This is a genomic window from Solwaraspora sp. WMMD1047 (assembly GCF_029626155.1).
Classification (GTDB): Bacteria; Actinomycetota; Actinomycetes; order Mycobacteriales; family Micromonosporaceae; genus WMMD1047.
In genome coordinates this window covers 6,924,467-6,950,076 of record NZ_JARUBL010000001.1, presented here as the reverse complement: position 1 = coordinate 6,950,076, position 25,610 = coordinate 6,924,467, and the positions used below count along the sequence as shown (strand labels likewise).

Genomic DNA, 25,610 nt, shown 5'->3' with positions numbered 1-25,610 from the left:
CGTCACGTCGGGTGGCCGTGGTCAGGCGGTGGCGGTGCGGGTGCGGCGGTGCCGGCCGTACCAGGCGATCCCGATCGCGACGCCCACCCCGACGCCGATCGCCGCCGCGGCAACCGGCACCGCCGGGCGTTCCCGCAGCCGGCGGCCGACCGGGATCGGGTGCCGGAACTCCAACACCGGCCAGGCGTTCTCGGTGGCCAGCTTGCGCAGCGCCCGGTCCGGGTTGACCGCGGTGGGATGACCGACGCACTCCAGCAGCGGCCGGTCGCTCACCGAATCGGAGTACGCGTACGACTCGGCCAGGTCGTAACCGCGCTCGGCGGCCAGCTCGGTGACCCCGTCGACCTTGCTCTGACCGGCGGCGTAGAACTCGATCTCGCCGCTGTACCGGCCGTCCTCGACGGCCATCCGGGTGGCGATGATGTCGGTGATGCCGAGCAGTTCGCCGATCGGGCGGACCATCTCCTCGCCGGAGGCGGAGACGAGCACCACGTCCCGCCCGGCGGCCTGGTGCTCCTCGATCAGCGCGGCCGCTTCGGCGTACACGTAGGGGTTTATCAGCTCGTGCAGGGTCTCCGCGACGATCTGGCGGACCTGCTCCACCGGCCAGCCCTTGCAGAGCGCGGCCAGGTAGTCCCGGGTGCGGGCCATTGTCTGCTCGTCGGTGCCGCCCAGCCGGAACATCAGCTGCGCGTAGGCGGACTTGACCACATCACGACGCGTGATCAGACCATCCCGGTAGAACGGCCGACCGAACGCCAAGGCACTCGACTTGGCGATGACGGTCTTGTCCAGATCAAAGAAAGCGGCACTTCGGCCCACGGCGGGCAAGTCTAGCCGGCCGAACCGACCCCGGCGCCCGCCCGGGGCGCTGCCCGCGTCTCACCAGGTAGAAGGGTCTGATCCGCTGCTCAGCTCGCCGGGTGACCGCGGTCACACCCCAATCCGCGGGATTTCGCGCGGAGTGGAGCCAACACCACTCGACGTATACGGGGTAACTCAGGCATGCTTGGTTCACGACACGGTTTCACATCTTGGCCCCCCGACAGGCCCTCGGCGGTTGCACCCCCCGTAACCGCTGAGTGGGTTCGGCTCGACCCCCCCGGAGCCGAACCCCAGACGACCCCCGTCTCCCCCCGACGGGGGTCGTCGCTTGTCCGTAGAAGCGCTTCCCCGCAGGTCACGGCGCCGTCGGCCTCAGGTCAGGGCGGCGATGGCGATCGCCAGACCGAACGTAATCGCGAATCCCTCGCTGATCCACCGCAGACGCGGCGCGCGGCCGGTGAGCGTCGGCAGGTCGTGCCAGCGCAGGACGGTCGGTACCGCGCCCGCTGCGGTCAACCCGGCGCCGATCGCCCACAGCCAACCGGGCACCGTCTGCCAGTCACCCAACCGGTACGCGAGCAGTAGCGCCAGCGCAGCCCAGAGGGTGTTGGAGACCAGGCCCAACCGGTCCCGGCCGCGCAGACCGCTGAACCAGCTCATTGCGGGCGCGTAGAGCGTGAAGCCGAGCGCCAGCAGGAGGCCGAGCGGGGCCAGTGGGTTGGCCTCGCCCGCGTCGCCGGACTCGGCTTGGGCGCCGAGCATCCGCAGCCCGATCGGGTCGACGTCGGTCGTGGTGTTGCCGAGCAGCGCGACGGCCCGCCCGGCGGATCGATCGAACCCGATGTATGTGCGGAAGCCGCCGGTGCCGCCGTTGTGCCAGACGATCTCCTGGTCGCCGTAGCTGGTGGTGAACCAGCCGTACCCGATCTTTGACCGGTCGTCCTCGGTGAAGCGGGGGGTGGCGGCGTCGGCGCCCGGGGCGGTGCCGGCGAGCATCGCGGCCAGCAGTTTGCCGAGGTCCTCGGCGGTGGTCCAGCCGCCGATGCCGGCCGGGGCCCAGCCGGTGCCGGTCCAGGGCGCGGCGGGCCGGCCGCTGGCGGTGCTGCCGTCGGCGTGCCCGGCCGGCAGTTGGTCGGCGTCGGCGGCGAAGGTGGTCCGTTCCATCCCCAGTGGACGTAGGATTCGCTGGGCGAGCAGCTCCGGGTACGGCTGGCCGGTCCTGGCGGCCAGCGCCTGGCCGAGCAGGGCCATCCCGTAGTTCGAGTAGTGCACCTCGCCCCGGCGGTCGCCGGGGGTCCGCCCACCGGTGGTCTCGGCGATCCACGCCGCGTCCTGGCCCGCATACGGGTTGCCGGCGGACAGGTTCGCCCAGTAGAGGCGCAGCCCGTGCCCGATCGAGGTGATCGGCAGCTTGGGCAGCCCGGCCCGGTGGCTGGCCAGCTCGGCGAGGGTCACCCCGCCGACCGGGCCGGACACCTCGGGCCAGGTGTCGCGGAGGGTGTCGTCCGGGTCGACGGTGCCGTCGGCGGCCAACTCGGCCAGCAGCATGCCGGTGAGCACCTTGCCGAGCGAGCCCATCTCGAACGGAGTGTCCGCTGCGACCGGTGACCCGGCGCCCCGGTCACCGAGGCCGGCGGTCCGTACCCGGCCGTCCTCGACGACGGCGACGGCCAGCCCGCGATGACCCGCCGGATCTCCCACCGCGGCACGGGCGGCGGCGGCCAGGTCGGGATCGCCGGTCCGCCGGTCGGAGAGGACGGGCGGGCCGGGCGCGCCCCACAGGGCGACCAGGCCGACGATGGCGGCGACGGCGACGATGACGAGTGCTTTCTGGCGCATGATTGCTCCTTCCAGCGAATTCCAGCGAACGGCGGTGCCGGCGAGTGGCGGTGCCGACGAACAGCGGTGCCGGCGAACGGCGGTGGTGAGGTGACGGTCAGCGGCGGGCGGCGGTGAGGATGGCGAGCAGCGGGACGACCCGCTCGGCCGGGATGGCGTACTGGCCCCGGGCGCTGGTGCGCAGCCAGCCGGCGGCGGTGAGCTGGCGGAGATGGTGGTAGAGCTGGCCGGTCGTGCCCAGCCCGTCGATCTCGGCCAGCTCGGCGGTGCCGCGCCGGCCGCCGAGGATCTCCCGCAGCAGCCGGAGCCGGACCGGATTGGCCAGCGCGGTCAGCGCGCCGACCAGCTCGGCCCAGTCGCCCGCCAGCAGGTCGTCGACGGTCTGGCCGTACTGCCAGTCGTAGCCCTCGTTGGCGAGCCGGACGGTGCCGGTGTAGAGCACCGCGCCGCCGCCCTCGGGAAAGCGTTGTTTCACCCCGTCGAGGGCCCAGAAGGTGCCGCCCGGGGTGTCGGCGGGCTGCTCCGCGTCCGACCGGGCGAGTTCCGCCACCTTCGCTTCGAGCGCGGCAAGGCGCTCCTCTACCGTAGCCACGACTCCAATATTACGTAGCTACGTAGGATCGACAACTCCAGTGGGTCAGCTCACGTACCAGTCGAAGATCTCCCAGCCCAGCGGCGAGACCATCACCAGCAGCATCAGCACGCTGGCCGCGCTGGTGCCCGCCAGCCACCGCCACCGCCGGCGATCCGCGCGCACCACCGGGGAGACCAACGGCGGCGCGGCCAGGACCAGGCAGAAGGCCGCCGGGATGAAGCCGAGGCCGACCACGACCACCGCCGGCCAGGACCAGCCCGGCGGGGCCTGCTCCGGGAAGTAGGCCGCGTCCGTCGCCAGGAACGCGATCAGCGCGTACGCGTACCCGGCGACGATCAGGAACTGGATCGCGCCGAGCAGATCGAGCACGCGACGGTTCGCGGTCATCGGGGTCATGGTGGTCATGTCCCGGGACGGTATCCGGTGCGCCGGCTGCCCGTTGCCCCGCCGGTGGGCCGCAATGGCCTGGCTGGGTAAGGGCGTCGGCAGCCGCTGGGTCTGCTGTACCGTGCTGCGCATGCCTCGTCCGCGGTCCGTGGGTCGGACTCTGCGCGCATCCGCCCGGCGTACCTGGGATCTGGTCCCGGGAGCAGTCTGGCTGATCCTGGTCCTGCACCTGCTGGTGGTGCTCTGCCAGACGGCGGTCTTCCCCAACTTCCGGTCGCCGGACGAACGGCACCACGTCGACCTGATCGTGCTGGTCGAGCGGGGCGAGGCGTGGCCCTGGCCGGCCCAGGGCACGCTGTCGATGTCGCAGGGCGCCGCGGCCGGCGGCTTCACGATCTCCGGTGGCCTGCCGGGCCGGCTCCGGCTGGCCGAGGAGAGCCCACCGCCGCGTGCTGAGCGGCCGTCGTTTGTGGAGGCCGGCGGCACCGCGGCCGACGAGGACCTGCCACGCAACCAGCTCATCCAGCATCCGCCGCTGTACTACCTGGCCGGCGCCGCGGTGGTCGCGTTGATCCCGGGCTGGGAGAACGCCCCGTTCGACCGGATCTTCCTGGTGCTGCGCTGGTGGAACGTGTTGTTCGCGGTGGTGCTGCCGCTGGTGCTGTGGGCGATCGCACGGCGGCTCAAGCTGCCCGACCCGATCCCGATCGCCGCCGCGCTGGTGCCGATCGCGATCCCCGAGCTGACCCACAACCAGTCCTCGGTGAACAACGACAACCTGCTGATCGCGGTCTTCGCCCTGCTGACCCTGCTGGTGGTGCGGGTGTTGACCGGCGACACCTCCCGGCGTACCGCGGTCGGAGTCGGCCTGCTCGCGACGGTGGCCCTGTTGACCAAGGGGTTCGCGTTGTTGATCCCGGTCTGGGTCGGGCTGGCCTACCTGGCGGCGGCGCTGCGGTTCCGGCGCCCGGCGGCGTTGGTCTCGCTGGTGATCGCGGGGCTGGCCACCATCCCCGGGATCGCCTGGTGGGTCAGGAACAAAATCGTGTACGGCTCGCTGCAGCCGCACGGCCGGTTCAGTGAGAACCCGGTGCTGACCGCCCAGTACGGCTGGTCGGACGGTGGGGCGGGTTGGTTGCTGCGACTGGTGGAGCGGATGAACACGCTCTTCTTCGTGCACGACCAGACCGGCGACCGGCTGCACCACGCGCCCTGGAAGATGGCGATCGTCGCGGCCACCCTGGTCCTGCTCGGCGTGGTGGTGACCCTGGCCTGGCGGGTGCTGCCGCGGACCACCACGTTGGTGCTGCTGGTTCCGGTCTGCGCGATCCTGGCGATCGTGGCCAAGGGCTCCTGGGAGCAGTTCGCCGACAGCCGGCTCTACGCCGGCATGCAGGGCCGCTACCTTTACAGCGGGCTGGCCGGGCTCGGCGTGGTCGCGGTGGCGGGGGCGGCGAAGCTGCCCGGCCGGGTCCGCCGGTGGGTGCCGCTCGGACTGCTCGGGTTCGCGGTGGCGATGCACGCCGTGTACCTCTGGTACACGCTCTGGCTGTTCTGGGCGCCGGGGGGCGTGGGCCGGGTCGAGGGGGTGCGGCGCGGCGTCGCCGCCATCTTCGACTGGTACGCCTTCCCACCCGCCGTCCTGTCGTTGATCGTGCTCGGGACGGCGGTCGCCGGGGTCGCCACCGTGGTCGCGTTGGTCCGGGTGGCCCGGACCGAGCCGGGTGGCGGGGAAACCACCGGAGAGCCGCCGGCCGGGTCGCCGGACACGCACGGCGACCGTGACACAACCGCGCAGCGACCGGATTCGAGCGACCACGGCGTATTGCTGCGGCCCGGTAACGCGACGTGACGCGGTTCGGAACCGTGAGTGGTTCTCGTTCTATCGGGGGCCTTCAATAATTGCTGCGCCCGCCGTTGTTGCGGCTGGTCGTGAGTCGTCCTCATCGCGTTGACCAGGGCCGATGGCGATGGCTGCGGCGCAGTGAAACGTGAGCCTATGTCGATGGAATCGCACCCGGAGTGCGAAGCCGATTTGATGCTCGTGTCGCGTGGCGTTACTCGCCGGTCGGGTGCGATAGACACCGCATAATGCGTCGCGGGTCGCCTGGCATACGGCCAAAAGCGACATTACGAGGAGTTAGGGGAGAGCGGTGAAGCTCACCTTCGTACGCAAAACGATCAAGTCACAAGTGAACAACTGTCCTTCGCTGTACCGCACCGACCGCGACACGTTCGTGGTCCAGGGCTGGCGCGTCTCCGACCCGGAGGCCCTCGCGCAGCTGGACATCCCGGCGCACGAGACCGTGGTCGAGGTTCCCACCGACGTGCTGGCCGAGGTGGCGAAGGCGCTGTAGCCAACGGCGAGCGGATCGCCGGACAGGACGCCGGCCGGCGGCGGACCGAGCTGATCGGTTCGCCGTCGGCCGGTTCGGTCGACTTCCGAGCAGCGCAAAAAGCCCGATGAGCTGTACCGTGACGCCTACCTGAACGCCTGAACGCGGCCTAGGAGCAGGTGATGTCCGGCAACCAACCCGGCGGCGCACGGGGCTCACCCGGTGGGGCGCGCGGCGCGCTGGGGGCGGCGCTGCGCGAACTGCGGGCCCGGGAAGGCATGTCCGGGGTGGCGCTGGCCGCCCGGTTGGCCTGGGTCCAGTCGAAGATCTCCCGGATCGAGACCGGCCGCCAGTTGCCGACCGAGGGCGACCTCGCCGCCTGGACCGGAGCCACCGGCGCCGACGACGCCACCATCGCCGCGCTGCACGAGCGGCTGCGCGCCGCCCGTGCCGAACAGGCCCCCTGGCGGCGGGGGGCGAACCACCCCGGCCAGTCCGGCACCCAGCGCTACATGATGGACGCCGCCAGCGACGCGGCCCTGATCAGGAACTTCGAGGTCGGCGTCGTGCCCGGCCTGCTGCAGACCGCCGACTACGCGCGGGCCCGGCTGGCCGAGAACGTCGAGTTCCACGGCGCCCCGGCCGGCGACCTGGAAGAGGCACTGCTGCTGCGGCTCCAACGGCAGCAGGTCCTCTACGACTCCACCAAACACTTCCAGTTCGTGATCATGGAGTCCGTACTGCGGGTGCTGCTCTGCCCGGTCGACGTGATGCGCGGCCAACTCGACCGGCTGGCCGCCCTGATCGGCCTACGCAACGTCGAACTCGGGGTGATCCCGGCCGGCTGCCGGCTGCCGCTGGCCCCGCTGCACGGCTTCGTGATGTTCGACGACGCCGTCACGGTGGAGACCTGGGCGGAGGAACAGAGCCTGCAGACCGCCGCCGACGCGGACCGGTTCGCCGCCATCTTCGACCAGCTCCGCGCCGCCGCCCGGTACGGCGAGCAGGTGCGCCCGATGCTGGCCGGCGCGCTGGCCCACCTGCGCGCCCCGGCCTGACCGCCCGCCTGACCGCCCGCCCCCGGTGCGAGACCGGAGGCGGGCGGGATCCGATTCCCCGGGGTCAGGTCACGACTCGTGCAGCGCGTCCCGCAGGGTCAGCGCCGCCAGGGACGTCGCGGACCGGGCCGCGCTGGTGTCGGCCAGCGCGTCCAGCATCGCCATGTCGTGGATGACGCCCTGGAACCGCACCTGGGTGACCGGCACCCCGGCCTCGCGCAACCTGGTCGCGTACGCCTCGCCCTCGTCGCGCAGCACGTCCGCCTCGTTGGTGGTGATCAGCGCCGGCGGCAGGTCGGCGAGCTGTTCGGTGCTGGCCCGCAACGGCGAGGCCATCGGGTCGCTCCGCCGGCCGGAATCGGGCAGGTACTGGTCCCAGAACCAGATCATGCCCTCCCGCCCGAGGTAGTAGCCCTCGGCGAACTCCCGGTACGAGTCGGTGTCGAAGTCGGCGTCGGTCACCGGGTAGAGCAGCACCTGAGCCCGGAACCGGGGACCGTTGCGCTCCTTCGACATCATCGCCAGCACGGTGGCCATGTTGCCGCCGACCGAATCGCCGGCGATCGCCATCCGGGAGCCGTCCAGGCCGTACTCCGCGCCGTGGTCGGCCACCCAGCGGGCCACCGCGTAGCTCTCCTCCAGCGCGATCGGGAAGCGGGCCTCCGGCGACCGGCTGTACTCGGGAAACACCACGGCGGCGCCGGACTGCGCGGCCAACTCGCGGATCAGCCGGTCGTGGGTCGCCGCGTCACCGAACACCCAGCCGGCGCCGTGGATGAACAGGATCGCCGGCAGGGTGGTGTTGGTTGCGCCGTTGTTGCCCATCATGTTCTCGGTGGCCTGCCGGACCCGGGCGCTGAGCCGGCCGAACGGGTCCTCGCGGCCCGCGTTCTGATCGCGCCGGTGCCCGTTCTGCTGTTGCGGCGGCGGCCGGACGATCCGTACCCGGATCTGACCGGACGGACCGCCGGGCACCGCCACGTCCTCGATGTCCGCGTCCGGGCGGGGGGTGGCTCCGGCCTGTAGTTCGTCCAGTTTCGCGCGGCCGCGGTCGGGTCCGAGCTGGAACAGGAACGGCGGGTTGGCGGTGAGCGTCGCCACCTCCCGGGCCGCCGGATCCAGCACGGTGGTGGTTGTCGACTGAGCCATGATCGCTCCTCTCTCGCGACGCTGAGGTGCCGCGTCGCGGCGGCGAAATGCTCTCGCCGGCCGGTTACCCGGGTGAGCGGCGAGCTACCACGATCCGAGCCCCGACGGCGACCGAATCGTCGGGCCCGGACGACCGGTGGTTTCCGCCGCCTCAGAGGGGGCTGAGTTCGGGCAGCCGTTCGCTTAGCAGATCAACTCGTCCGGTGGCGGATGTCCACAGCCGGGTCGGTTGTCCACAGGTCGCCGAATCGGCGTCACTCGTGGGCGGCGTCCGCAGCACGGTGGGTGGGACCCCGCATCCCGTTACCGCGCAGGAGGCCGCGATGCCACCCCGTACCCAGGCCCGCACCGGAGGGCGCCGGCCGCTCGTCGTGACCTCGGACGCCGAACTGCTCGAAGAACTGCTGCGGCTCGCGGCGGCCGGCGGCGCCGAGGTGGAGGTGGCCGCTGATCCGGCGGCGGCCCGGTCCCGGTGGGCGGCGGCCCCGCTGGTCATGGTCGGCACCGACCAGACGCAGGCGTGCCTGCGCGCCCGGCTGCCGCGCCGCCCACGGTTGGTCCTCGTCGGGCAGGCCCGCGACGGCGACCCGGCCTGGGACCTGGCCGAGCTGATCGGTGCCGAGCACGTGGCGATGCTGCCCGCCGCCGAGCCGTGGCTTGTCGACCGGTTCGCCGAGACCAGACCCGGGCAGCGGCCCGACACCGTCGGCCGGGTGGTCGCGGTCCTCGGCGGCCGGGGCGGCGCCGGGGCCAGCGTGCTGGCCGGCGGACTCGCGGTGACCGCCGCCAAGGCCCGCCTGCGCACCCTGCTGGTCGACGCCGACCCACTCGGCGGCGGCCTGGACCTCGTCCTGGGCTGGGAGGAGATGCAGGGTCTGCGCTGGCCGGCCCTGACCGCCGCCGACGGTCGGGTCGACGCGCCGGCCCTGGTGCGGGCCCTACCCAGCCGGGGCGACCTGGTGATGCTCTCCTGGGACCGGGGCGACCCGCTGGAGCTGCCGGCCGAGGCGATGGCGGCCACCATGGACGCCGCCCGCCGAGGTCGGGACGTGATCGTCGTCGACGTTCCCCGGCAGCTCGACGATGCCGCCGTGATTGCCCTGCAGGCGGCCGACCGGGTCTACCTGGTGGTCCCCGCCGAGTTACGGGCCACCGCCGCCGCCGCGAAGGTGGTCAAGGCGGCCAGCCCGCACTGCGCCGACCTGTCCCTGATCGTGCGCGGCCCGGCGCCCGGCGGTCTCAAGGCCAGACACGTCGCCCGCTCCCTCGACCTTCCGCTGGCCGGCACGCTGCGTCCGGAGCCGGCACTGTGCCGCGGACTGGAACGCGGCGAGGCGCCGACGTCGTCCGGGCGTGGCCCGCTCACCTCCCTGTGCCGGCGGCTGATCGCCGACCTCACCGGCGCCACCCTGGCCGGTGCGGCATGACCGACGAGCTGGCGGCCAGGATCCGGCAGCGGTTCGCGGCAGAGGGCACGGCCGTCACCCCAGCGGCCATCGTCTCCGCGGTACGCGCGGAGCCCGGCACCGCCGTACTGGGCGACACCACCGTGCTGCGGATGGCGACAAGCGTGCAGAACGACCTGGTGGGCGCCGGCCCGCTGGCCCCGCTGCTGGCCGACCCGGAGGTCACCGACGTCCTCGTCAACGGCGGCGAGGTCTGGGTCGACCGGGGCGGCGGCCTGACCCGGCTGCCCGGCACCCTCGGCTCTCCCGAGCGGGTACGCCAGCTGGCCCAACGGTTGGCGGCGGGCTGTGGCCGACGGCTCGACGACGGCACTCCCTACGTCGACGCGCGGCTGCCGGACGGCACCCGTCTGCACGCGGTCCTGCCGCCGGTGGCGACCAGCGGGCCGTACCTGTCGTTGCGGACCTTCCGGCAGCGGCCTTTCGGCCTTGACGAGCTGGTCCGGCGGGGCACCGTGCCGGCCGAGGCGGCGCCGCTGCTGGCCGCCGTGGTGGCCGCCCGGCTGGCCTACCTGGTGGTCGGCGGCACGGGTTCTGGCAAGACCACCCTGCTGAACACCTTGCTCGGGTTGGTGCCGCCGACCGAACGGATCGTCCTGGTGGAGGACGCCGCCGAGCTGCGCCCGACGCACCCGCATGTGGTGGGTCTGCAGGCTCGCAACTCCAACGTGGAGGGTGCCGGTCTGATCGGGCTCGGTGACCTGGTTAGGCAGGCGTTGCGGATGCGACCCGACCGGCTGGTGATCGGCGAGTGCCGGGGCGGCGAGGTGGTCGACCTGCTGAGCGCCCTCAACACCGGACACGACGGGGGAGCGGGCACCCTGCACGCCAACCGGCCGGCCGACGTGCCGGCCAGGCTGGAGGCGCTCGGCCTGCTCGGCGGGTTGCCCCGACCGGCCCTGCACGCCCAGGTGGGCGCCGCGTTGCAGGTGCTGCTCCAGGTCCGCCGGACCGGCGCCGGCCGGGTCCTGGACGCGGTCGCCCTGCTGCTCCCGACCGGCCCGGACCGGCTGGTGACGGTAGTACCAGCCTGGCAGCGGGACAGCGGTCCGGGACCGGCCGCGCCGGTGCTGGCGGACCTGCTCGCCGAACGTTCGGTCCCGATCCCGCCGGTGCTGACCAGGCCGGCATCGCCCCGACCGGCGCTGACCCCGCCAGCCTCGCCCCGGTCGGCGTCGATGCGGCCAGCGTCGCACCTGCCAGCGCCGATCCGGCCAGGGCCGGCCCCACTGGCGTCGGCGCGGCCGGCGTCGCCTCGGCGGGTGCCCACCGAGCCGAGGCCGGCGTCGATACCGGACAGGCCATCGATGCCGGGGTTGACGGGCGGACCGGCCCGGGCCGGTCGACCGGGCGGAGCGCCGTGGTGACGGGCGGCTGGCCGGTGGCCGTGGGGTGGGCGATGGTCGGCGGTTGGGCGGCGACGAGCGGCTGGGCGCTGCGGGGCGGCTGGGGTCCGGCGACCGGCTGGGCGTTGGCCGGTGCCGGGTGTCTGCTGGCCGCTGCGGCGCTCACCGCCTGGCCGGGCCCGGGTCGTCGGTCCCGTACCCGGGCCCGGCGCATGCTGCGGGCGGCCGATCCAGTCGCCTCCGTTAGCACGGTCGGACGGAACGCCTCCGTGGGGACCGCAGGCCCGGGCGCGTCCGTGGGAGCTGCCGGCCTGGGCGCGTCCGTGGGAGCTGCGAGCCCGGCCGCGTTTCTGGGAACTGCCGCCCTGGGCGCGCTCCTGGGAGCTGCCGGATCAGGTCGCCGGCCTGGGTCGGCCGATCGGTTATGGCCGCTCGGGTGGTTGCGTCCACCGGGCGGATGGGTGGCGGGTTCCTGGTCGCCGGACGCCTGGTGGCCGGCTACCGGGGCCGGCAGGTCGCGGCGGGCCGTCGCCCTGCTCTGCGCGGGTGTCCTCGCCGGGGTTCCCGGATTAATCGTCGGTGGTCCGGTGGCGGCGTTCGTGGCAGCCAGCTACGGCGCGCTGGCGGTCCGGGCCGGGCTGCGCCGCCGGGCAGCCGAGAGGCTCGCCGCCGGACGCCGCCAGCGGCTCGACGGGCTCTGCGCGCTGGCCGCCGATCTACGCGCTGGCCAGCCCGTGCCGGCTGTCCTGGCCGGGCCGTCGACCAGGTCTGTCGCTGCGGCGGCAGATGCGGCCGGGTCCGCTGTGTACCGGTCCCTCGATGCCCGGCCCGGGTCTGACCGGATCGACGATCTCACCCGGGCGGCTGTTCGGTTGGCTGAGCGCACCGGTGCGCCGCTGGCGGACCTGCTGGAGCGGATCGAAGCCGACGGGCGGACGACCGACCGAGGGCTGGCGGCGGCCGCCGCACAGGCGGCTGGCGCGCGGGCCACCGCGTGGCTGCTGGCCGGGCTTCCCCTGGGCGGAATCGCGTTGGGCTACGGGATCGGCGTTGACCCGATGCGGGTGCTGCTGCACACCCCGGTCGGCGCTGCCTGCGCGGTGTCCGCTGTCGTCCTGCAGGTGGCCGGACTGGCCTGGGCGGACCGGTTGGCCGCAGCCCCGGCGCGGCAGTCCTGATGTCCGGCTACGTGATCGCCGCTGCGACTGTGGTGGTGCTCGTGACGGCGATCGGTGTGGCTATGGGTGCGGCGGGCGCGCCGACCGGGCGGCTCGTCCGGCGTCGGTTGGCCGTCCTGACCGTCCTGACTGGCGGGTCGAGCCACACCGCCGACGCCGCGACCGGCGACGACGAGCAACAGCCAGCCACGGCGCTGCGGCCTGCGCTGCTCCGATCCGTTGCCGTGCTGTGCGGGGTCGCGACCGCCGTCCTCGTCGGCGGCTGGCTGGGCGTCGCCGCCGGTGTCGCGGTGGCGGTCGGCGTCGGACCGGCGTTGCGCCGAGTGGAGCCGCCCGAGGCCCGCCGCCGCCGGCTGCGGGAGGCCGCGGAGCTACCGCTCGCCGCCGACCTGCTGGCGGCGGCACTGCGGGCCGGCGCTCCGGTGGACGGGGCGGTCGCGGCGGTAGCCGAGGCGCTGGGTGGTCCGCTCGGCGGCCGGCTGGCCCGGGTCGGACGGACAATGCGCCTCGGCGGAGACCCGGCCGAGGCGTGGGAGCACCTGGCGCCGGTGACCGGCGGCCGGCGGCTGGCCGATGCCGCGGTCCGGTCGGCGGCCAGCGGCGGCGCGCTGGCCGGCGCGCTGCACCGGCTCGCCGACGACCTGCGCGGGGACCGGGCGGTAGCGGCCGAGGCGGCGGCCCGCCGGGCCGGCGTGCTGATCGTGCTGCCACTCGGCCTGTGTTTCCTGCCGGCCTTCATTCTCGCCGGTCTGGTGCCGGTGATCGTCGCCGTGCTCGGCGACGTGCTGTGAGATCCGGCCGGCCGACCCCGGCCGGCCGGTCGGCCCACCGAGGGACGGTTGGCCGCCAAGAGAAAGGGGACAATGTCGTGCGCAGACTGCTGACCCGGTTACGCGGCGACGCCGGGATGAACACCGCCGAGTACGCGGTCGGAACCCTGGCGGCCGTCGCCTTCGCCGGCATCCTGCTGAAGGTGCTCACCTCGGAAAGCGTGCAGGCGGCGCTGACCGGCGTGATCGATCGGGCGCTGAATTGACCGGGCGCCGGCGGGCCGGCGGCGAGCGCGGCTCGTTCACCGTGGAACTGGCCGTCGGCCTGCCGGCGCTCATGTTCCTGCTGTCGGTCGGCCTCACCATCGTCGTCGCGACGACGACAAAGGCCCAGTGCGTGGACGCGGCGCGGGAGGCGGCACTGGCCGCCTCCCGCGGAGCCGACGGTCAGGCCGCCGGAGCACGGGTCGCACCCCGGGGAGCGACGATCGCGATCACCGACGCCGGGGAGACGGTCACCGCCACGGTCCGGGTCCCGGTCCGGGCGCTCGGCGTCCGTCTACCGCTGGTGGTGGTGGACGCGACGGCGGTGGCCGCCGTCGAACCAGGCGCCCCGGAGCCGTGGTCATGACCGGCCCTTCAGCCGCCGGCCGGACTTACCGGCAGGAGGTGCGTGGCCCGGTCATGCGGCGGGACGTGCGCGGGCCGGCCACCCGACGGGACGTGCGCAGGCTGGTCACGCGGCGGAGCGTACGTGGACCGGTCACTCGGCCGAGCGTTCGCGTCCGTGGCCGGGTCGGCCATCGGGACGTGTGCGTGCCGGACGCCCGGCGGAACGTTCCCGGACCATTCGCCCGACGGAACATGCGCGGGCCGGTCAACCGATGGGACGTGCGCGGTCGGAGCGCACGTGACAAGGGCGCCGCGTCGATCCTGGTACTGGCGGTGGGGCTGGTCCTGGTGGCGGCCGGGCTGGCGGGAGCGGCGGTCGGCGCGGCCCGGGTGGCCCGGCACCAGGCCCGGGTCGCTGCGGATCTGGGCGCGCTCGCCGGGGCGGCCCGAACGCTGGCGGACCCTGCTGGAGCCTGCACCGCCGCCACCGAGATCGTCCAGGCGAACGGCGGCGAAGTGGTCGCCTGCGCGGTCCTCGGCCTCGACCTGGAGTTGACGGTCCGGGTCCACGTGTCGCCGCTGCCCGGACTCGCCCGCGCGGCAGAGGCGACAGCCCTGGCCGGCCCGGTCCGCGGCTGATCTCCCGGCGGCCATCCGCCCTGTCCGGCCGGCCCCTCTGCACCGGCGGCGGCCGGCAACATTCGTTCTGGCCAGGCCACCGCCGCAACCCGGCCACGTGCGATCTGTCCTCACTGGCGCCGGCCGATTGATGATCTGAGCGGCACTGCTGTTACCGGACTGGTTTAACAGCAGTGGCGCTCAGATCATGAGTTGCAAGCCAACAGACGACTCGCAGAACCAGGCGGTTCTGCGAGTCGGGCTCTCGTCACTTTTCCGGCCGGGACACTCCGGATGAACGACACCCATGCGGACCGGCTGAACGCCAGCACGGGGCCGGAGGTGTCCTTGCTGTCGCGGACCATGACCCCGCGAGAGGGTGTGGCCACCTCGACGCAGTTGCCTTCGCTGTCTGACCGGGTTGACTTACGCCATTGCATGGGACCGCTCCTTGATGAACTTGACCGACTCTGCCGGGGACATGGCCAGCTCTTTGAGCTGGTTGTACACCGATGACAAACGGCTGGTGTCGCTGCGTGATTCGAGGAATAGTGGCCCGGCCAGGGTGTCGATGTAGCCGAGTGGCGGGTCGTTGTCACCAAAGCCGACGATGAGATTAGTGTGGAGGGTCGGGGATGGAGTAGCATCCGGCTGCTGGGGTTTGGGGAGACTCCTGGGACCAACGGTGCGGAACTCGGAGCATCGGTTCGTATGCACCTGGGTGCGAGCGATCTTAATCGATCTACTCGCTGGAGCCGCCCCGGTTCGTCGAGCCGCTGTTCCGGCTGTGTCGCTCCAGACAGGGAACAGGTATGGCTCCGAACGTAGATCTTGTGGCGACTGCTGGCCCGTGGGTGGCCGTTCTCGTGGTTGGCATACCGGCCATCTGCAAGATCGTCATTGTGGCCCTGGCGCTTCGCGGCTCCGACCCCAAGGATCGACCTCGGATCCTCACGGCGGTGGCGGAGCTGTTCCGCTGGTGGTCGCGTCGTGAACAGCCAACGGACGATTCGGATAGCCGGGCGGGGTGAACCGCCCGTCACCTGCCGGTCGGGGCAACCCGGATGAACGACACCCATGCGGACCGGCTGAACGCCAGCACGGGGCCGGCGGTGTCTTTGCTGTCGCGGACCTGGGCGGTGTGGTCGACGTACCGAGCTTCGACGCACGCCCCGTTGCCGCCGCTGCGGGTGCTCTTGCGCCACTGGGTGTCCATGGCGCACCTCCCTATTCCTGGTGCCCCGTGTCGCGGATCTGTTTGATCATCGCAGCCGAGGCGGATGCGGACAACGCCGACGCCCGGAGGCTGTTGAAGACCACGGTACAGCGCCGGACGTCCTCGCCCTCGGCGTACAGGTCGCCGGTCAAGCCCTCGATGTAGACCACGCTGGAACTCTCCGCAAAGGTCAGGATGTGGAAGCTCGACAACATCGACGCGTAGGCGCCTTCGCGGAACGGGATGACCTGGACTGAGACGTTCCACAGCTTCGCTGTCGCCAGCAACGCGTCGAGCTGGGCACGCATGACTTCGGGTCCACCGATCTGCCGGTGTAGAACCGCCTCGTCGATCACGGCGACCATGCGGAGACTGCCGTCATGGATCAGCTTCTGCCGCTCGATCCGTGCCGCTACGCGTTGCTCCACCGCTTCGGGCGTGGGCTGGGTGGCTTCACGGGTGGTGATCGCTCGGGCGTACGCCTCGGTCTGGAGCAGCCCCGGAACCACCAGCGTCTCGAAGTTCTGTAGCTCCTGGGCTGCGGATTCCAGCCCGATGTACTGGCGGTAGGTCGGCGGCAGGTCGCCGTACTTCGCCCACCATCCGCGCTGCTTACCGGTCCGGGCCATTGAGAGCAACGTGTCGCGCAGCTCGGCGTCGGTGACGCCGTACCGGTCCAGCAGCGCGTTGAGTGCCGGACCTTTGATGCCTACGCGGCCTTGCTCGATGCGTCGTTGGGTGCTCGGTGACACCTCGATGATCTCGGCTGCCTGTTCGGCGGTCACGTTGGCTTCGTCGCGCAGCCGCCGGAGGTGTGCGCCGAGCTGGAAGCGAAGGAACGTCGGGCTCTCCATCCCGCCATTGTGCACATGCGGACCCGGGAAGCAACAGCCATACGCAAGGGAATGTGAATGGCTATCGGTCATTGACCTAGTGAATCTGCGCGCGCAATATGGATGGGTCCGGTGGGTGTTCCCGGGCGGGACCGGAGGGAGACCGTCCATGGGTGAGGGCAACAGCAGCTCGGGTTACTGGAAGCCGAAAGATCGGCAGCTCGCTGACTGGTTGTGCCCGGAAGATCAGGATGCCGAGCAGATCATGCGGCGGGTGCGGGAAGCCTGGCCCGAGCCGGATGACGACGACCAGGACGAGCTATGAGCGCGTTCCCGCCCCGGGCCGTCGAGATCGACACCTTGTTCATCGTTCTCGCGCTGCACGAACCGGGGGACCGGGTCTGCCGGGCGTGTGGCGGGCCGCTGGGGCAGGAGACCGGCCTCTGCCGAGCCGGGCGGGTGGCGGTCAAACGGCTGGTGGAGCTGGGGTGGGACCTCGATGCTGAATCCGGGTGACATCGCTCAGCCGGGAGGCCGGCGACGTTCAGCGCGCCGGAGAAGGGGCGGCGCGCAGGTACTGGGCGGGCCAGGCGGCGGGGGCGCCGAGGGCGGCGGCGGCCTGGTGCGGCCAGTACGGGTCGCGCATCAGCTTCCGGCCGAGGAAGACCAGGTCCGCCTGCCCGTCGGTGAGGATCCGCTCCGCCTGCTCCGGTTCGGTGATCAGGCCGACCGCGCCGGTCGGGACCCCCGCCTCGGCCCGGACCTGTTCGGCGAGCGCCACCTGATAGCCGGGACCTGCCGGGATCGAGGCGTCCGGCACGGCCCCGCCGGACGAGCAGTCGATCAGGTCGACGCCGACCGCGGCCAGCTCGCGGGCCAGCACCACGCTGTCCTTCACCGACCAGCCGCCGTCCACCCAGTCGGTGGCCGAGATCCGGGCCAGCACCGGAGTCTGCTCGCCGACGGCCGCCCGGACCGCCTGGGCGACCGCCAGGGGGAACCGCATCCGGTTGGCCAACTCGCCGCCGTACCTGTCGGTGCGGTGGTTGATGAGCGGGGAGAGGAACTCGTGCAGCAGGTAGCCGTGCGCGAGGTGGACCTCGACCACGTCGAAGCCGGCCTGCCGGGCACGTACGGCGGCGGCCGCGAACGCCGCCACGATCTCCTCGATGCCGGCCTCGTCGAGCGCGCGGGGCAGCCGGTACGACGGCTCGAACGGGGTCGTACCCGGCCCGACCGGGGTCCAACCGCCCTCCTCGTCGGGCACCCCGCCCCGGCGCGGGTCCCACGGGCGGTAGGTCGACGCCTTGAACCCGGCGTGCGCGAGCTGGATGGCGGACGCCGCGCCCTGCCCGGCGATGAAGGCGGTGATCGGCTGCCACGCCTCGGCGTGCGCGTCGGACCAGATGCCGGTGTCCTGTGGGCTGATCCGCCCCTCGGGCAGGACCGCCGTGGCCTCCGCGAACACCAGACCGGCGCCGCCGACCGCCCGGGAGCCCAGATGCACCAGGTGCCAGTTGTCGGGCAGCCCGTCGGTGGCGCTGTACTCGCACATCGGCGACACCACGATCCGGTTCCGGAGGGTGACATCGCGCAGGTGGTACGGGCTGAACAGCACGCTCACAGTCGTACCCCATTCTCGTGGTCCTGCCGAAGTCGCAGCGTAACCGGCCCGTGGTCGGGACCACCGGTGGGCGGGTGGCCGGCGGATGGGTAACGATGGGGGCATGTCGAAGACGCAGGGCAGGAACGACGGCAGCTACGTCATCCCGGGCGGGGAGTTCAGCCGGGATCAGCGCTACATCGCCACCCGGATCACCGCCGACGGGCAGGACGGGTACCCGGTGGAGCCGGGCCGGTACCGCCTGGTGGTGAGCCGCGCCTGCCCGTGGGCGAACCGGGCCATCATCGTCCGCCGGCTGCTCGGTCTGGAGGACGTGCTGTCGATGGCGGTCGCCGGGCCGACGCACGACAAGCGGAGCTGGGCCTTCGACCTCGACCCGGACGGGCGCGACCCGGTGCTCGGCATCGAACGGCTGCAGGAGGCGTTCTTCGCCCGGTTCCCCGACTACGACCGGGGGATCACGGTGCCGGCGATCGTCGATGTGCCGACCGGTCAGGTGGTCACCAACGACTACCCCCAGATCACCCTCGACCTGTCCACGCAGTGGCGCCCCTACCACCGGGACGGCGCCCCCGACCTCTACCCGGAGGACCGACGGGACGAGATCGACGAGGTCAACAAGGTCGTCTTCACGGATGTGAACAACGGGGTGTACCGGTGCGGCTTCGCCGGCAGCCAGGAGGCGTACGAGAAGGCGTACCGGCAGCTCTTCGACCGGCTCGACTGGTTGTCGGAGCGGTTGGCGGTGCAGCGGTACCTGGTCGGCGACTCGATCACCGAGGCGGACGTGCGGCTGTTCACCACGCTGGCCCGCTTCGACCCCGTCTACCACGGGCACTTCAAGTGCAACCGGCAGAAGCTGACCGAGATGCCGGTGCTCTGGGCGTACGCGCGGGACCTGTTCCAGACCCCGGGCTTCGGCGACACCATCGACTTCGACCACATCAAGCGGCACTACTACGAGGTGCACCGCGACATCAACCCGACCGGGATCGTGCCGGTCGGTCCCGACCTGGCCGGCTGGCTGACCCCGCACGGCCGGGAGGAACTCGGCGGTCGGCCGTTCGGTGACGGCACCCCGCCGCCGCCCCCGCCGGCCGCGGAGCGGGTGCCGGACGGGCACACCCCGCTCGTCACCTGACCGGCAGCCGGCCCCGACCACCGTGGCCGCCCTGGTCGGTTGCCACCCGGCAGGGGTGGATCAGGCCGTCGCGACGGCCCAGGCGAGCAGCAGCAGTCCGGCCGCCAAGGCGACGGCGCCCACGCTGCTGACCGTGTTGCCCCAGGACCATCGGCCGGGCTGGCCGACGCCCATGTGGATGAACATGCCGCCGGACTGGACCAGCGTGCCGGCCAGCAGCAGGCCGCCGACGGTCCAGGTCAGGTTCGCGCTCAGCGCGGCCCGGGCGGCCACGTCCAGGGCGACGAGCGTCATGACCAGCAGGACGCCGGCGTGCGCGTGACCGGCCCGGAAGAAGCTCTTCTGGAAATCGGTGAGTTTCTCGGTCGCGAGCAGGCGCAGCAGCGAATGACCGCCGAACATGACCGTGGGAATGCTGATCAGGGCGATGACGGTGAGGACCTGGTCGGCCGTGCCGTTCATGGCGAACACCCTTCCGAAGCACTATCTTGTCGTTGACAAGTTACTGCCGACGACGGAAACTTGTCAACGACTAGATGGGATCGGCATGAAGCAGCCGTACCACCACGGAGACCTGCGGCGAGCCCTGCTGGCCGCCGCGGTCGAGGCGATCACGCAGGTCGGCCCGGCGGCCGTCAGCCTGCGCGACCTGGCCCGGCGGACCGGTGTCTCGCACGCGGCGCCTACCCACCACTTCGGGGACAAGGCCGGGTTGCTCACCGCCGTGGCCGTCGAGGGCTTCGAACTGCTGGCGGTGGAGTTGGAGCGGGCCGGTGACGACCTGCTGGAGGTCGGGCTCGCCTACGTACGCTTCGCGGCCGGGCACCGGGCGCACTTCGAGGTGATGTTCCAGCCCGGTCTCTACCACGCCGACGCGCCCGAGGTGCTCGCGGCGCGGGCGCGGACCAGGGCCGCGCTCTCCGGCGGGCTGCGGACCGTCGCCGCCGGCAAGGGGGAGCTGGCTGAGGCGCCGCTGGCGGCTTGGTCGATCGTGCACGGCTTCGCCTCGCTCTGGCTGGCCGGCGCGCTCCCCGGCGACCTGGACCCGGACCCGGGCGAGGCGGCCCGGCCGGTGATCCGGATGCTCTTCGAACGCCGCACCGACGGGTAGCCGTCGGCCGGCGGGCCAGGCCAGTCAGCCGCCGTCGGTCAGGACCAGGTCGACGCGGCGGCGGCCAGCGGCTGCAGTCGGTGGCCGGGCGGCTGCCACTCCACGATCAGCGCGGTGGCGTCGTCCTGCAGCCGGTCGTGCTGGTGTTCCAGGATCGCGTGCACCAGCCGGCGCATGGTCTCCGGCGTCGGCAACCGGTCGGCCAACGCCCGGTTGACGAAGTCGGCGAGCCGTTCGATGCCGAAGAACTCGCCGTCCTCGGTCCGGGCCTCGGTGACCCCGTCGGTGTAGAGCAGTAGCTGGTCGCCGGGATGCAGGGTCTCGGAGACCACCCGGGGGGCGGTCCTTGCGAGGTAGCCCAGCCCCAGCGGAAGCGCCGTCGGAGCGTCCAGCGTCTTGATCATTCGGCCGTCGCGCAGCAGCAGCGGCGCCGGATGGCCGGCCGTGATCGCATCCAACCGACCGGTGCGGCAGTCCAGTTCGACAAGCACCGCGCTGGCGAACCGGCCGGGCTGGTGGGCGTGGATCTGCTTGTCCACGCTGCGCGCGGTGTCCACCAGGCCCAGCCCGCACCGGCGGGCATTGCGGTACGCCCCCAGCGCCAGCGTCGCCAGCAGGCTGGCGTCGGTGCCGTGGCCGACCGCGTCGAGCAGCGCCACCGAGAGCACGTCGCCGTTGAGGGCGTAGTCGAAGACGTCGCCGCCGATGTCGTAGCAGGGTTCCAGGATGCCGGTCACCATCACCTGGTGGGTGGCGAAGCTCAGCGGCGGCAGCAGACCCCACATGATCTCGGCGGCGAGCTGCAGCGGCTCACCCCGCCGGGCCCGTTCGATGCTGTCGCCGTACCGGTGTCTGGTGGTCAGCAGTTGGGTCACCGCCGTGGCCACCTGCTGGCCGGCGTCCCTGGTCTCGGCCGACGGCGACCCGGGCGTGCTGATCTCCAGTACGCCGAGCCGGTCACAGCCGTGCGCGAGTGGCAGCCAGGCCCGGTCGGTCCCGTCGCCGGTTCGGTGCTGGGTGTGTCCGGTGGCGAAGGCCCGGCCCGCCATCGTGCCGTCCACCGCCTGCGGCTCCCGGACCGGAACTCCGGGGCCGCCCAGCGGCATCAGCCGGGTCTGGGTGTAGTCGACGACGTAGATCACCAGTTCGGCGACGCCGAGTACCGGGGCCACCGACATCACAAGCGTGGGCAGCTCGGCAACCCCGACATAGGGGGCGGATTCGAGCAACCAACGCATCGCGCGGCCCGGACTCGCCACCGTCACCTCCGCGCCCCTGCCCAGGGCCGTCGGTGCCCCGGTGGCCCCACCGTACGTGAACCCGGTGGGGCCAACCCACTCTGGCCGGGCGTCGCCCCTGAACAGGGGGTCGGGACGGCCCCGGACCGGTGATCAGCCGGGCGTCGCCGGTGGGGTCGGGATCACGACGTTCTCCAGGGAGACGCTCGGGCTGCTGCTCGAGTTCCACGCCGCGTCGAACGCGACGATCCTGACCAGCTGTGGGGCCCCGCCGCGCCGCTGGATGGTCGCGGTGTTGGTCGGCACCTTGGCGGCCACCCGGGTCTCGTCGACGTAGTAGGTGTAGATCACGTGGTATTCGACCACTCCGACGTTGTCCGTCGCGGGTGTCCAGGTCAGCGTCAGCTGGCCGTCTGCGGTGACGCCGGTCACCTCGGGTGCTCCCGGGGCGGTCGGTCGTTCGGTCTCGTCCCCGCTGCGCGGGAAGCTGGGCGGCTGCGAGATGTAGGTCCGGTACGAGATGGCGGACATGTTGCCGGCGGCGTCCCGGGCGGCGACCGAGAAGTGCAGGCTCGCTCCGGTCGGGCTGAGGGGGAGCACCGTCGGCTCGGCGGTCGGCACCATCCGGCTGACCCACTGGCTGTAGAACTGGTCGCCCTGGTAGATCCAGTACTGGGTCACGCCGACGTTGTCGGTCGACGGCGTCCAGATGATGGTGGCGGTGGTCGGCGTGACCTCGATCACCTGCGGTTGGCCGGGGATGGTGGGCCGCTGGGTGTCCGGCGGTGGGGCGGGCGGGTCCACCACGATGTCGTCGAACGACCCGCTGGCGGAGGTGGTGGCCAGGCCGATCCGTCCGGAGCTGAACTGGCCGTCGGTGGCGGTGACCGAGGCGGTGCCGAGGGCGCCGGTGATGGTGCTGCCCTGGACGGCCAGCCGGAGCTGGTGCCAGCCGCCGAGGGTCGCCGTGGCCGGGGTGCTGGCGAGCACGGTGGTCTGGCCGGAGCTGACCCGGCCCAGCTCCAACGAGCCGGAGCGCAGCGACAGGTAGTAGTAGCTGGTGTTGGACTGGACTCGGGCCAGCAGCGCGACCGAGGACGAGGCGGTGCCGAGTGCCGTCGGCTTCACCCGGGCGGTCACGCTGTAGTCGGTCCAGCCGGCCTCGCCGGCGGTGACCCGACTCGCGGAGCGGGTGCTGCGCTGGCGATAGACCCTCGTGTTGTCCTCGGTGAGCACCGACCAGAAGCCGCCGCCGCGGGTCCACCCCGCGGCGTCACCGTCCTCGAAGTCGTCGGTGAACAGGCTCGCCGCGGGCGCGGCGGCGAGCTGCTGGTCGGGCGTGGTGGTCGCGGCGGCGGAGACCGGAACCGGCCAGCTCAGCGCCAGCGTGGCGGCGACCAGGACACCGGCGGCGGTGCCGGCGCCGGCCAAACGGCGCAGCCGGCTGCGGGCGGGGGCAGGGATCGGAGTACGCATGGCGACCTGCTTCCGAGGGAGGACGGAACACGGCCGGGACGGCGAGCGTTGCTCACTGTAACTATTTGCATTCGCGTACGTCAATGCGTTGCGGTCGGTTGGTCGGGTTCGGTGGGGACCGGGTAACTTGGTGGCGTGCAGGCGCTGTCATTCACCGATCCTCTGTGGTGGGTGACGCGACGGCTGCGCCAGTTCCTGACCGGGCTGACGATGCTCGCCCTGGCGTTCGGCGCCAGCGCCGCGCTTGCCGGTCCGCCGGCCGTCGCCGACGCGCGGCCGCTGCTGCGGGTGATGAGCCCGGCCGACGCGGCACCCGATCCGGTGCCGCCCACCGTCCGGCTGGCCGACCCGACGACCGAGGTGACCGACCACGGCGCCCGGGTCACCGAGCCGGCACCGGCGATCCACAGCGGAGCGACGCCGGCCGGTGACGCCGGTCGGCTGCCGGCCGATGCCGAGGTGCGCACGCCGGCCGGTCGCACCGCGGCCGGTCCGCTCGGCCAGCGGGCACCGCCGCAGCGCTGATCGCGCCGTCGGGCCGACCGACCGCACCGGTCCGCCGCGACGCCGCCAGGTCCGACCCACAGACCGGCAAACCCATGGGGTACGCCACCCCGCCCGGCCCTTCCGACCACCCGTCCAGCTCGGACGGGTGCCCGCCCGGTTGCGCCGCGGCCAATCGCAGACCCGATCCGTAATCGATCATCAGCGAGGCGCCGATGATGGAAACAGCCATGTACCAGTTCCTGCTCGACGTACCGCGGGCGACCGCGATCTGGCTCGGCCTGATGGTGATCGCTCTGATCGCCATGGTCGGCCTGGTGGCCCGAACCGACCCGGCCGAGGAGCCGGCCCCGGACCCGGTCAAGGTGCCAGATGGAGACCCGGCCGGGGACCCGGCCCTCGACGTGGGCGTTGAGTCGGGCTCCCGCGCGGCCACGGAGCCCGCCCCGGGCTCCGATGCGTCACCGACCCGGCCGGTCCGCCGCCGGGCGGCGGCTGGCGTCGGACGCCGCGACCGCCCGGCCGATCGACGGCGGGCCAGGCTCGTCCGGGCGGAACGGGAACTTCGCCGGTACGCCGAGGAGGTCACGGTCGCCGCGGAACGGGCCGCCGTCACCGCGCAACGCAGGCGCGACGAGTGGGCGCAGGCGCAGGACCGGGTGGAGGCGGCCTGGCGGGCGCTCGACGCCGCCACCGCCGAGGTGGATCGGCTGGCCGCCGCGGCGGCGCTGCCGGCCCCGCACACCCCACGCACCCCCGCCGAGTACGCCGACCGCGAGCGCTACCTGCACCGCGCGGCGATGTCGGCCTGCGTCCGCAAGGAGCTGTCGGTGCTGGACCTCAGCGACGCGCTGGCCCACCGCAAGGGTTGGGATCCGCGCCTGCACCCGGTCGAGCAGGAGTTGGTGCTGCGCCGGGCGGCCCGCGACGAACTGCTGGCCGCCGAGCGGGCAGCGGCCGAGCGGGAACGGGCGGCCTGGGACGACGCCGGGGTGGCGCTGGTGGCGGCTCGGGCGCTGCGCCAGGAGGCGGCCGAGGCGGCCGACCGGGCCCGGCAGGCGCGGCGCCGACTGGGCCTGCCGGAGCCCGGCCAGGTGCCGGAGTCGGAGCCGGCCGCCCCGGCGCGGCCGATCCTCGCCGGCCTGCGCGGGTGGCGGGCTGCCCGGGTGGGCTGACCGGCCGCCCGCAACGGGCGGCGCGGGCGGCCCGGCCGGCTGAGCTGACACGCCTGCACCGGCGGCGCGGCCCGCGGGCGGCCCGGCTGGCTGACCCGGCACGGCCGTACCGGCAGCGCGGGAGACGAGCCGCCCGGCCGCCGCCGGCCGGGCGCGGTCAGCGCGGGCCGGGATCCACGGCGGCTCGCTGGACCAAGCCGTTGAGGAGTTGGTGCATGCTGTACAGCCGTTCCTGGATCATCTCCAGCCGCTCGGCCTGGGCCAGCGCGGCGTAGGCGTGGGAGAGCGCGATCTGCTGATCAACGGTGAGGTTTTCCTGGTTGATGGTGTAGAGCAGGTCGACGGTCTCGGCGATGGTGTCGGCCACGGCAGTCTCCTCAGGCGGCTCCATGGAAGCGCTCCCAAGCCTACTTAACCTGATCGGGTGCAATCTATGCCTGCGACGGTGTCGTTATCGACGGCGATTGCTCCGGCTCACCGTCGGGCCGGTCGCGCTCCGGGCCGTCCCAGCCGGTCGGGAGCAGGTAGGTCCAGCCTTCCCGCCAGCCGAACGGGGCGTGCACCACCTCCTCCAGGACGGCGCCGGCGAGCAGGTGGTCCAGCGCCCACTTGTTCGCCGAATGGGCGATCACCAGCACCTTCTGGCCGTCCCGCTCCCGGCCCAGCTCGCGGAGGAAGTCGGCGGTGGCGTCGACCACGTCGCGGTAACTCTGCCCGCCGGGAAACGGCTCGTCGATCCGGCGGCCCCGATCGGCCGCCAACTCGGCGACGGGGCGGCCGTTCAGCTCGCCGTAGTTGCACTCCCGCAGCCGGACGTCCTGGATGATCGGGATGGCGGTGCCGTCGAACGCGATCCGCGCGGTCTCCACCGCCCGGAGCAGGTCGGAGCTGAACACCGCCGCGAGTCCGGTGTCGCGGCGCCGGGCGCCGAGCTCGACCGCGAGCCGGCGGCCCTGGGTGGAGAGCTGGCCGGGGAGCCAACCGGTCGCGATCCCTTGCTCGTTGTCCTCGGTGAGCGAGTGGGTCTCGTAGATGATCTCGACGGCCATGCCCTTCCCTTCGTCGGCGACGATCCGGCCGAAGATCACCTGCCCTCGGCCCTCTGCCACCTTC

The 25,610-nt window shown here is 72.7% G+C and carries 28 protein-coding genes and 2 pseudogenes; 16 read left to right on the top strand and 14 right to left on the bottom strand.

Annotated features, from left to right (window positions below):
- Positions 1 to 21 precede the first annotated feature (21 nt).
- The 4 genes from O7627_RS31860 to O7627_RS31845 form a co-directional block, all read right to left on the bottom strand.
- Positions 22 to 822, bottom strand: coding sequence for an HAD-IB family hydrolase (locus O7627_RS31860; RefSeq protein WP_278097142.1), 801 nt, complete (start codon positions 820 to 822; stop codon positions 22 to 24).
- Positions 823 to 1,197: 375 nt separating this feature from the next.
- Positions 1,198 to 2,664, bottom strand: coding sequence for a serine hydrolase domain-containing protein (locus O7627_RS31855; RefSeq protein WP_278097141.1), 1,467 nt, complete (start codon positions 2,662 to 2,664; stop codon positions 1,198 to 1,200).
- 97 nt (positions 2,665 to 2,761) lie between these two features.
- Positions 2,762 to 3,256: a helix-turn-helix domain-containing protein gene (locus tag O7627_RS31850; protein WP_278097140.1), complete on the bottom strand. Its 495-nt coding sequence runs from the start codon at positions 3,254 to 3,256 to the stop codon at positions 2,762 to 2,764.
- Between the two features lie 45 nt (positions 3,257 to 3,301).
- Positions 3,302 to 3,664, bottom strand: a complete 363-nt coding sequence (locus O7627_RS31845; RefSeq protein ID WP_278097139.1) for a hypothetical protein — start codon at positions 3,662 to 3,664, stop codon at positions 3,302 to 3,304.
- A 112-nt stretch (positions 3,665 to 3,776) separates the two neighbouring features.
- On the opposite strand from O7627_RS31845, the gene O7627_RS31840 reads away from it, so the two are divergent.
- From O7627_RS31840 to O7627_RS31830, 3 genes are all read left to right on the top strand, one after another.
- Positions 3,777 to 5,498, top strand: coding sequence for a DUF2142 domain-containing protein (locus O7627_RS31840; protein ID WP_278097138.1), 1,722 nt, complete (start codon positions 3,777 to 3,779; stop codon positions 5,496 to 5,498).
- 340 nt (positions 5,499 to 5,838) lie between these two features.
- Positions 5,839 to 6,003 (top strand): hypothetical protein, encoded by a 165-nt coding sequence (locus tag O7627_RS31835; protein WP_278097137.1) that lies wholly within the window; start codon positions 5,839 to 5,841, stop codon positions 6,001 to 6,003.
- A 161-nt stretch (positions 6,004 to 6,164) separates the two neighbouring features.
- The gene (locus O7627_RS31830; protein WP_278097136.1) at positions 6,165 to 7,040 is read left to right on the top strand and encodes a helix-turn-helix transcriptional regulator; all 876 of its coding nucleotides are present in this window, start codon (positions 6,165 to 6,167) and stop codon (positions 7,038 to 7,040) included.
- A 69-nt stretch (positions 7,041 to 7,109) separates the two neighbouring features.
- Here O7627_RS31830 and O7627_RS31825 read toward each other — a convergent pair whose 3' ends face one another.
- A complete protein-coding gene (locus tag O7627_RS31825; protein WP_278097135.1) occupies positions 7,110 to 8,189 on the bottom strand; it encodes an alpha/beta hydrolase in 1,080 nt (359 codons plus the stop codon).
- A 371-nt stretch (positions 8,190 to 8,560) separates the two neighbouring features.
- Here O7627_RS31825 and ssd point away from each other — a divergent pair, with 371 nt between their 5' ends.
- The 7 genes and pseudogenes from ssd (at position 8,561) to O7627_RS31790 (ending at position 14,200) form a co-directional block, all read left to right on the top strand.
- Entirely contained in the window at positions 8,561 to 9,616 is a 1,056-nt protein-coding gene (gene ssd / locus O7627_RS31820; protein WP_278098512.1) for a septum site-determining protein Ssd, read from the top strand.
- A pseudogene (locus O7627_RS31815) lies at positions 9,613 to 10,782 on the top strand (TadA family conjugal transfer-associated ATPase); the annotation flags it as partial. The gene ssd and the pseudogene O7627_RS31815, both read left to right, overlap by 4 nt.
- A gap of 749 nt (positions 10,783 to 11,531) precedes the next feature.
- Positions 11,532 to 12,179 (top strand): annotated as a pseudogene (locus O7627_RS31810) (hypothetical protein); the annotation flags it as partial.
- On the top strand, positions 12,179 to 12,970 hold the full coding sequence (locus O7627_RS31805; protein WP_278097133.1) for a type II secretion system F family protein: 792 nt from the start codon (positions 12,179 to 12,181) through the stop codon (positions 12,968 to 12,970). The pseudogene O7627_RS31810 and the gene O7627_RS31805, both read left to right, overlap by 1 nt.
- A 116-nt stretch (positions 12,971 to 13,086) precedes the next feature.
- Positions 13,087 to 13,215 (top strand): DUF4244 domain-containing protein, encoded by a 129-nt coding sequence (locus tag O7627_RS31800; RefSeq protein WP_278098511.1) that lies wholly within the window; start codon positions 13,087 to 13,089, stop codon positions 13,213 to 13,215.
- Positions 13,212 to 13,580: a TadE family type IV pilus minor pilin gene (locus tag O7627_RS31795; protein ID WP_278097132.1), complete on the top strand. Its 369-nt coding sequence runs from the start codon at positions 13,212 to 13,214 to the stop codon at positions 13,578 to 13,580. The genes O7627_RS31800 and O7627_RS31795 overlap by 4 nt, the downstream gene beginning before the upstream one ends.
- A gap of 233 nt (positions 13,581 to 13,813) precedes the next feature.
- On the top strand, positions 13,814 to 14,200 hold the full coding sequence (locus O7627_RS31790) for an Rv3654c family TadE-like protein (RefSeq protein WP_278097131.1): 387 nt from the start codon (positions 13,814 to 13,816) through the stop codon (positions 14,198 to 14,200).
- Positions 14,201 to 14,385: 185 nt separating this feature from the next.
- On the opposite strand, the gene O7627_RS31785 is transcribed toward O7627_RS31790, so the two are convergent.
- The 3 genes from O7627_RS31785 to O7627_RS31775 form a co-directional block, all read right to left on the bottom strand.
- Positions 14,386 to 14,619 carry a DUF397 domain-containing protein gene (locus O7627_RS31785; RefSeq protein WP_278097130.1) on the bottom strand — a complete coding sequence of 78 codons (234 nt, stop codon included), beginning with the start codon at positions 14,617 to 14,619 and terminating at the stop codon, positions 14,386 to 14,388.
- Between the two features lie 599 nt (positions 14,620 to 15,218).
- Positions 15,219 to 15,395, bottom strand: a complete 177-nt coding sequence (locus O7627_RS31780) for a DUF397 domain-containing protein (RefSeq protein ID WP_278097129.1) — start codon at positions 15,393 to 15,395, stop codon at positions 15,219 to 15,221.
- An 11-nt stretch (positions 15,396 to 15,406) separates the two neighbouring features.
- Positions 15,407 to 16,249, bottom strand: a complete 843-nt coding sequence (locus O7627_RS31775) for a helix-turn-helix transcriptional regulator (RefSeq protein ID WP_278097128.1) — start codon at positions 16,247 to 16,249, stop codon at positions 15,407 to 15,409.
- A 148-nt stretch (positions 16,250 to 16,397) separates the two neighbouring features.
- On the opposite strand from O7627_RS31775, the gene O7627_RS31770 reads away from it, so the two are divergent.
- Together O7627_RS31770 and O7627_RS31765 are read left to right on the top strand one after the other, a co-directional pair.
- Positions 16,398 to 16,553 carry a hypothetical protein gene (locus tag O7627_RS31770; RefSeq protein ID WP_278097127.1) on the top strand — a complete coding sequence of 52 codons (156 nt, stop codon included), beginning with the start codon at positions 16,398 to 16,400 and terminating at the stop codon, positions 16,551 to 16,553.
- Positions 16,550 to 16,744, top strand: a complete 195-nt coding sequence (locus O7627_RS31765; RefSeq protein WP_278097126.1) for a hypothetical protein — start codon at positions 16,550 to 16,552, stop codon at positions 16,742 to 16,744. The genes O7627_RS31770 and O7627_RS31765 overlap by 4 nt, the downstream gene beginning before the upstream one ends.
- A gap of 28 nt (positions 16,745 to 16,772) precedes the next feature.
- On the opposite strand, the gene O7627_RS31760 is transcribed toward O7627_RS31765, so the two are convergent.
- Positions 16,773 to 17,852, bottom strand: coding sequence for an NADH:flavin oxidoreductase/NADH oxidase (locus tag O7627_RS31760; RefSeq protein ID WP_278097125.1), 1,080 nt, complete (start codon positions 17,850 to 17,852; stop codon positions 16,773 to 16,775).
- Positions 17,853 to 17,937: 85 nt separating this feature from the next.
- Between O7627_RS31760 and O7627_RS31755 the strand changes: the two genes are divergently transcribed.
- Positions 17,938 to 18,993 (top strand): glutathione S-transferase C-terminal domain-containing protein, encoded by a 1,056-nt coding sequence (locus O7627_RS31755; protein ID WP_278097124.1) that lies wholly within the window; start codon positions 17,938 to 17,940, stop codon positions 18,991 to 18,993.
- A 60-nt stretch (positions 18,994 to 19,053) separates the two neighbouring features.
- Here the strand turns inward: O7627_RS31755 and O7627_RS31750 are convergent, their stop codons facing one another.
- Positions 19,054 to 19,455 (bottom strand): hypothetical protein, encoded by a 402-nt coding sequence (locus tag O7627_RS31750; protein ID WP_278097123.1) that lies wholly within the window; start codon positions 19,453 to 19,455, stop codon positions 19,054 to 19,056.
- A 79-nt stretch (positions 19,456 to 19,534) separates the two neighbouring features.
- Here O7627_RS31750 and O7627_RS31745 point away from each other — a divergent pair, with 79 nt between their 5' ends.
- The gene (locus O7627_RS31745) at positions 19,535 to 20,104 is read left to right on the top strand and encodes a TetR/AcrR family transcriptional regulator (RefSeq protein WP_278098510.1); all 570 of its coding nucleotides are present in this window, start codon (positions 19,535 to 19,537) and stop codon (positions 20,102 to 20,104) included.
- Positions 20,105 to 20,142: 38 nt separating this feature from the next.
- On the opposite strand, the gene O7627_RS31740 is transcribed toward O7627_RS31745, so the two are convergent.
- The gene (locus tag O7627_RS31740; protein WP_278097122.1) at positions 20,143 to 21,363 is read right to left on the bottom strand and encodes a PP2C family protein-serine/threonine phosphatase; all 1,221 of its coding nucleotides are present in this window, start codon (positions 21,361 to 21,363) and stop codon (positions 20,143 to 20,145) included.
- A 132-nt stretch (positions 21,364 to 21,495) separates the two neighbouring features.
- Positions 21,496 to 22,818 carry a hypothetical protein gene (locus tag O7627_RS31735; protein ID WP_278097121.1) on the bottom strand — a complete coding sequence of 441 codons (1,323 nt, stop codon included), beginning with the start codon at positions 22,816 to 22,818 and terminating at the stop codon, positions 21,496 to 21,498.
- A 171-nt stretch (positions 22,819 to 22,989) separates the two neighbouring features.
- Here O7627_RS31735 and O7627_RS31730 point away from each other — a divergent pair, with 171 nt between their 5' ends.
- On the top strand, positions 22,990 to 23,343 hold the full coding sequence (locus O7627_RS31730) for a hypothetical protein (RefSeq protein ID WP_278097120.1): 354 nt from the start codon (positions 22,990 to 22,992) through the stop codon (positions 23,341 to 23,343).
- Between the two features lie 194 nt (positions 23,344 to 23,537).
- Positions 23,538 to 24,497, top strand: a complete 960-nt coding sequence (locus tag O7627_RS31725; RefSeq protein WP_278097119.1) for a hypothetical protein — start codon at positions 23,538 to 23,540, stop codon at positions 24,495 to 24,497.
- A gap of 157 nt (positions 24,498 to 24,654) precedes the next feature.
- Here the strand turns inward: O7627_RS31725 and O7627_RS31720 are convergent, their stop codons facing one another.
- Positions 24,655 to 24,864, bottom strand: coding sequence for a hypothetical protein (locus O7627_RS31720; RefSeq protein ID WP_278097118.1), 210 nt, complete (start codon positions 24,862 to 24,864; stop codon positions 24,655 to 24,657).
- A 64-nt stretch (positions 24,865 to 24,928) separates the two neighbouring features.
- Positions 24,929 to 25,606 (bottom strand): histidine phosphatase family protein, encoded by a 678-nt coding sequence (locus O7627_RS31715; RefSeq protein WP_278097117.1) that lies wholly within the window; start codon positions 25,604 to 25,606, stop codon positions 24,929 to 24,931.
- Between the last annotated feature and the right edge of the window lie 4 nt (positions 25,607 to 25,610).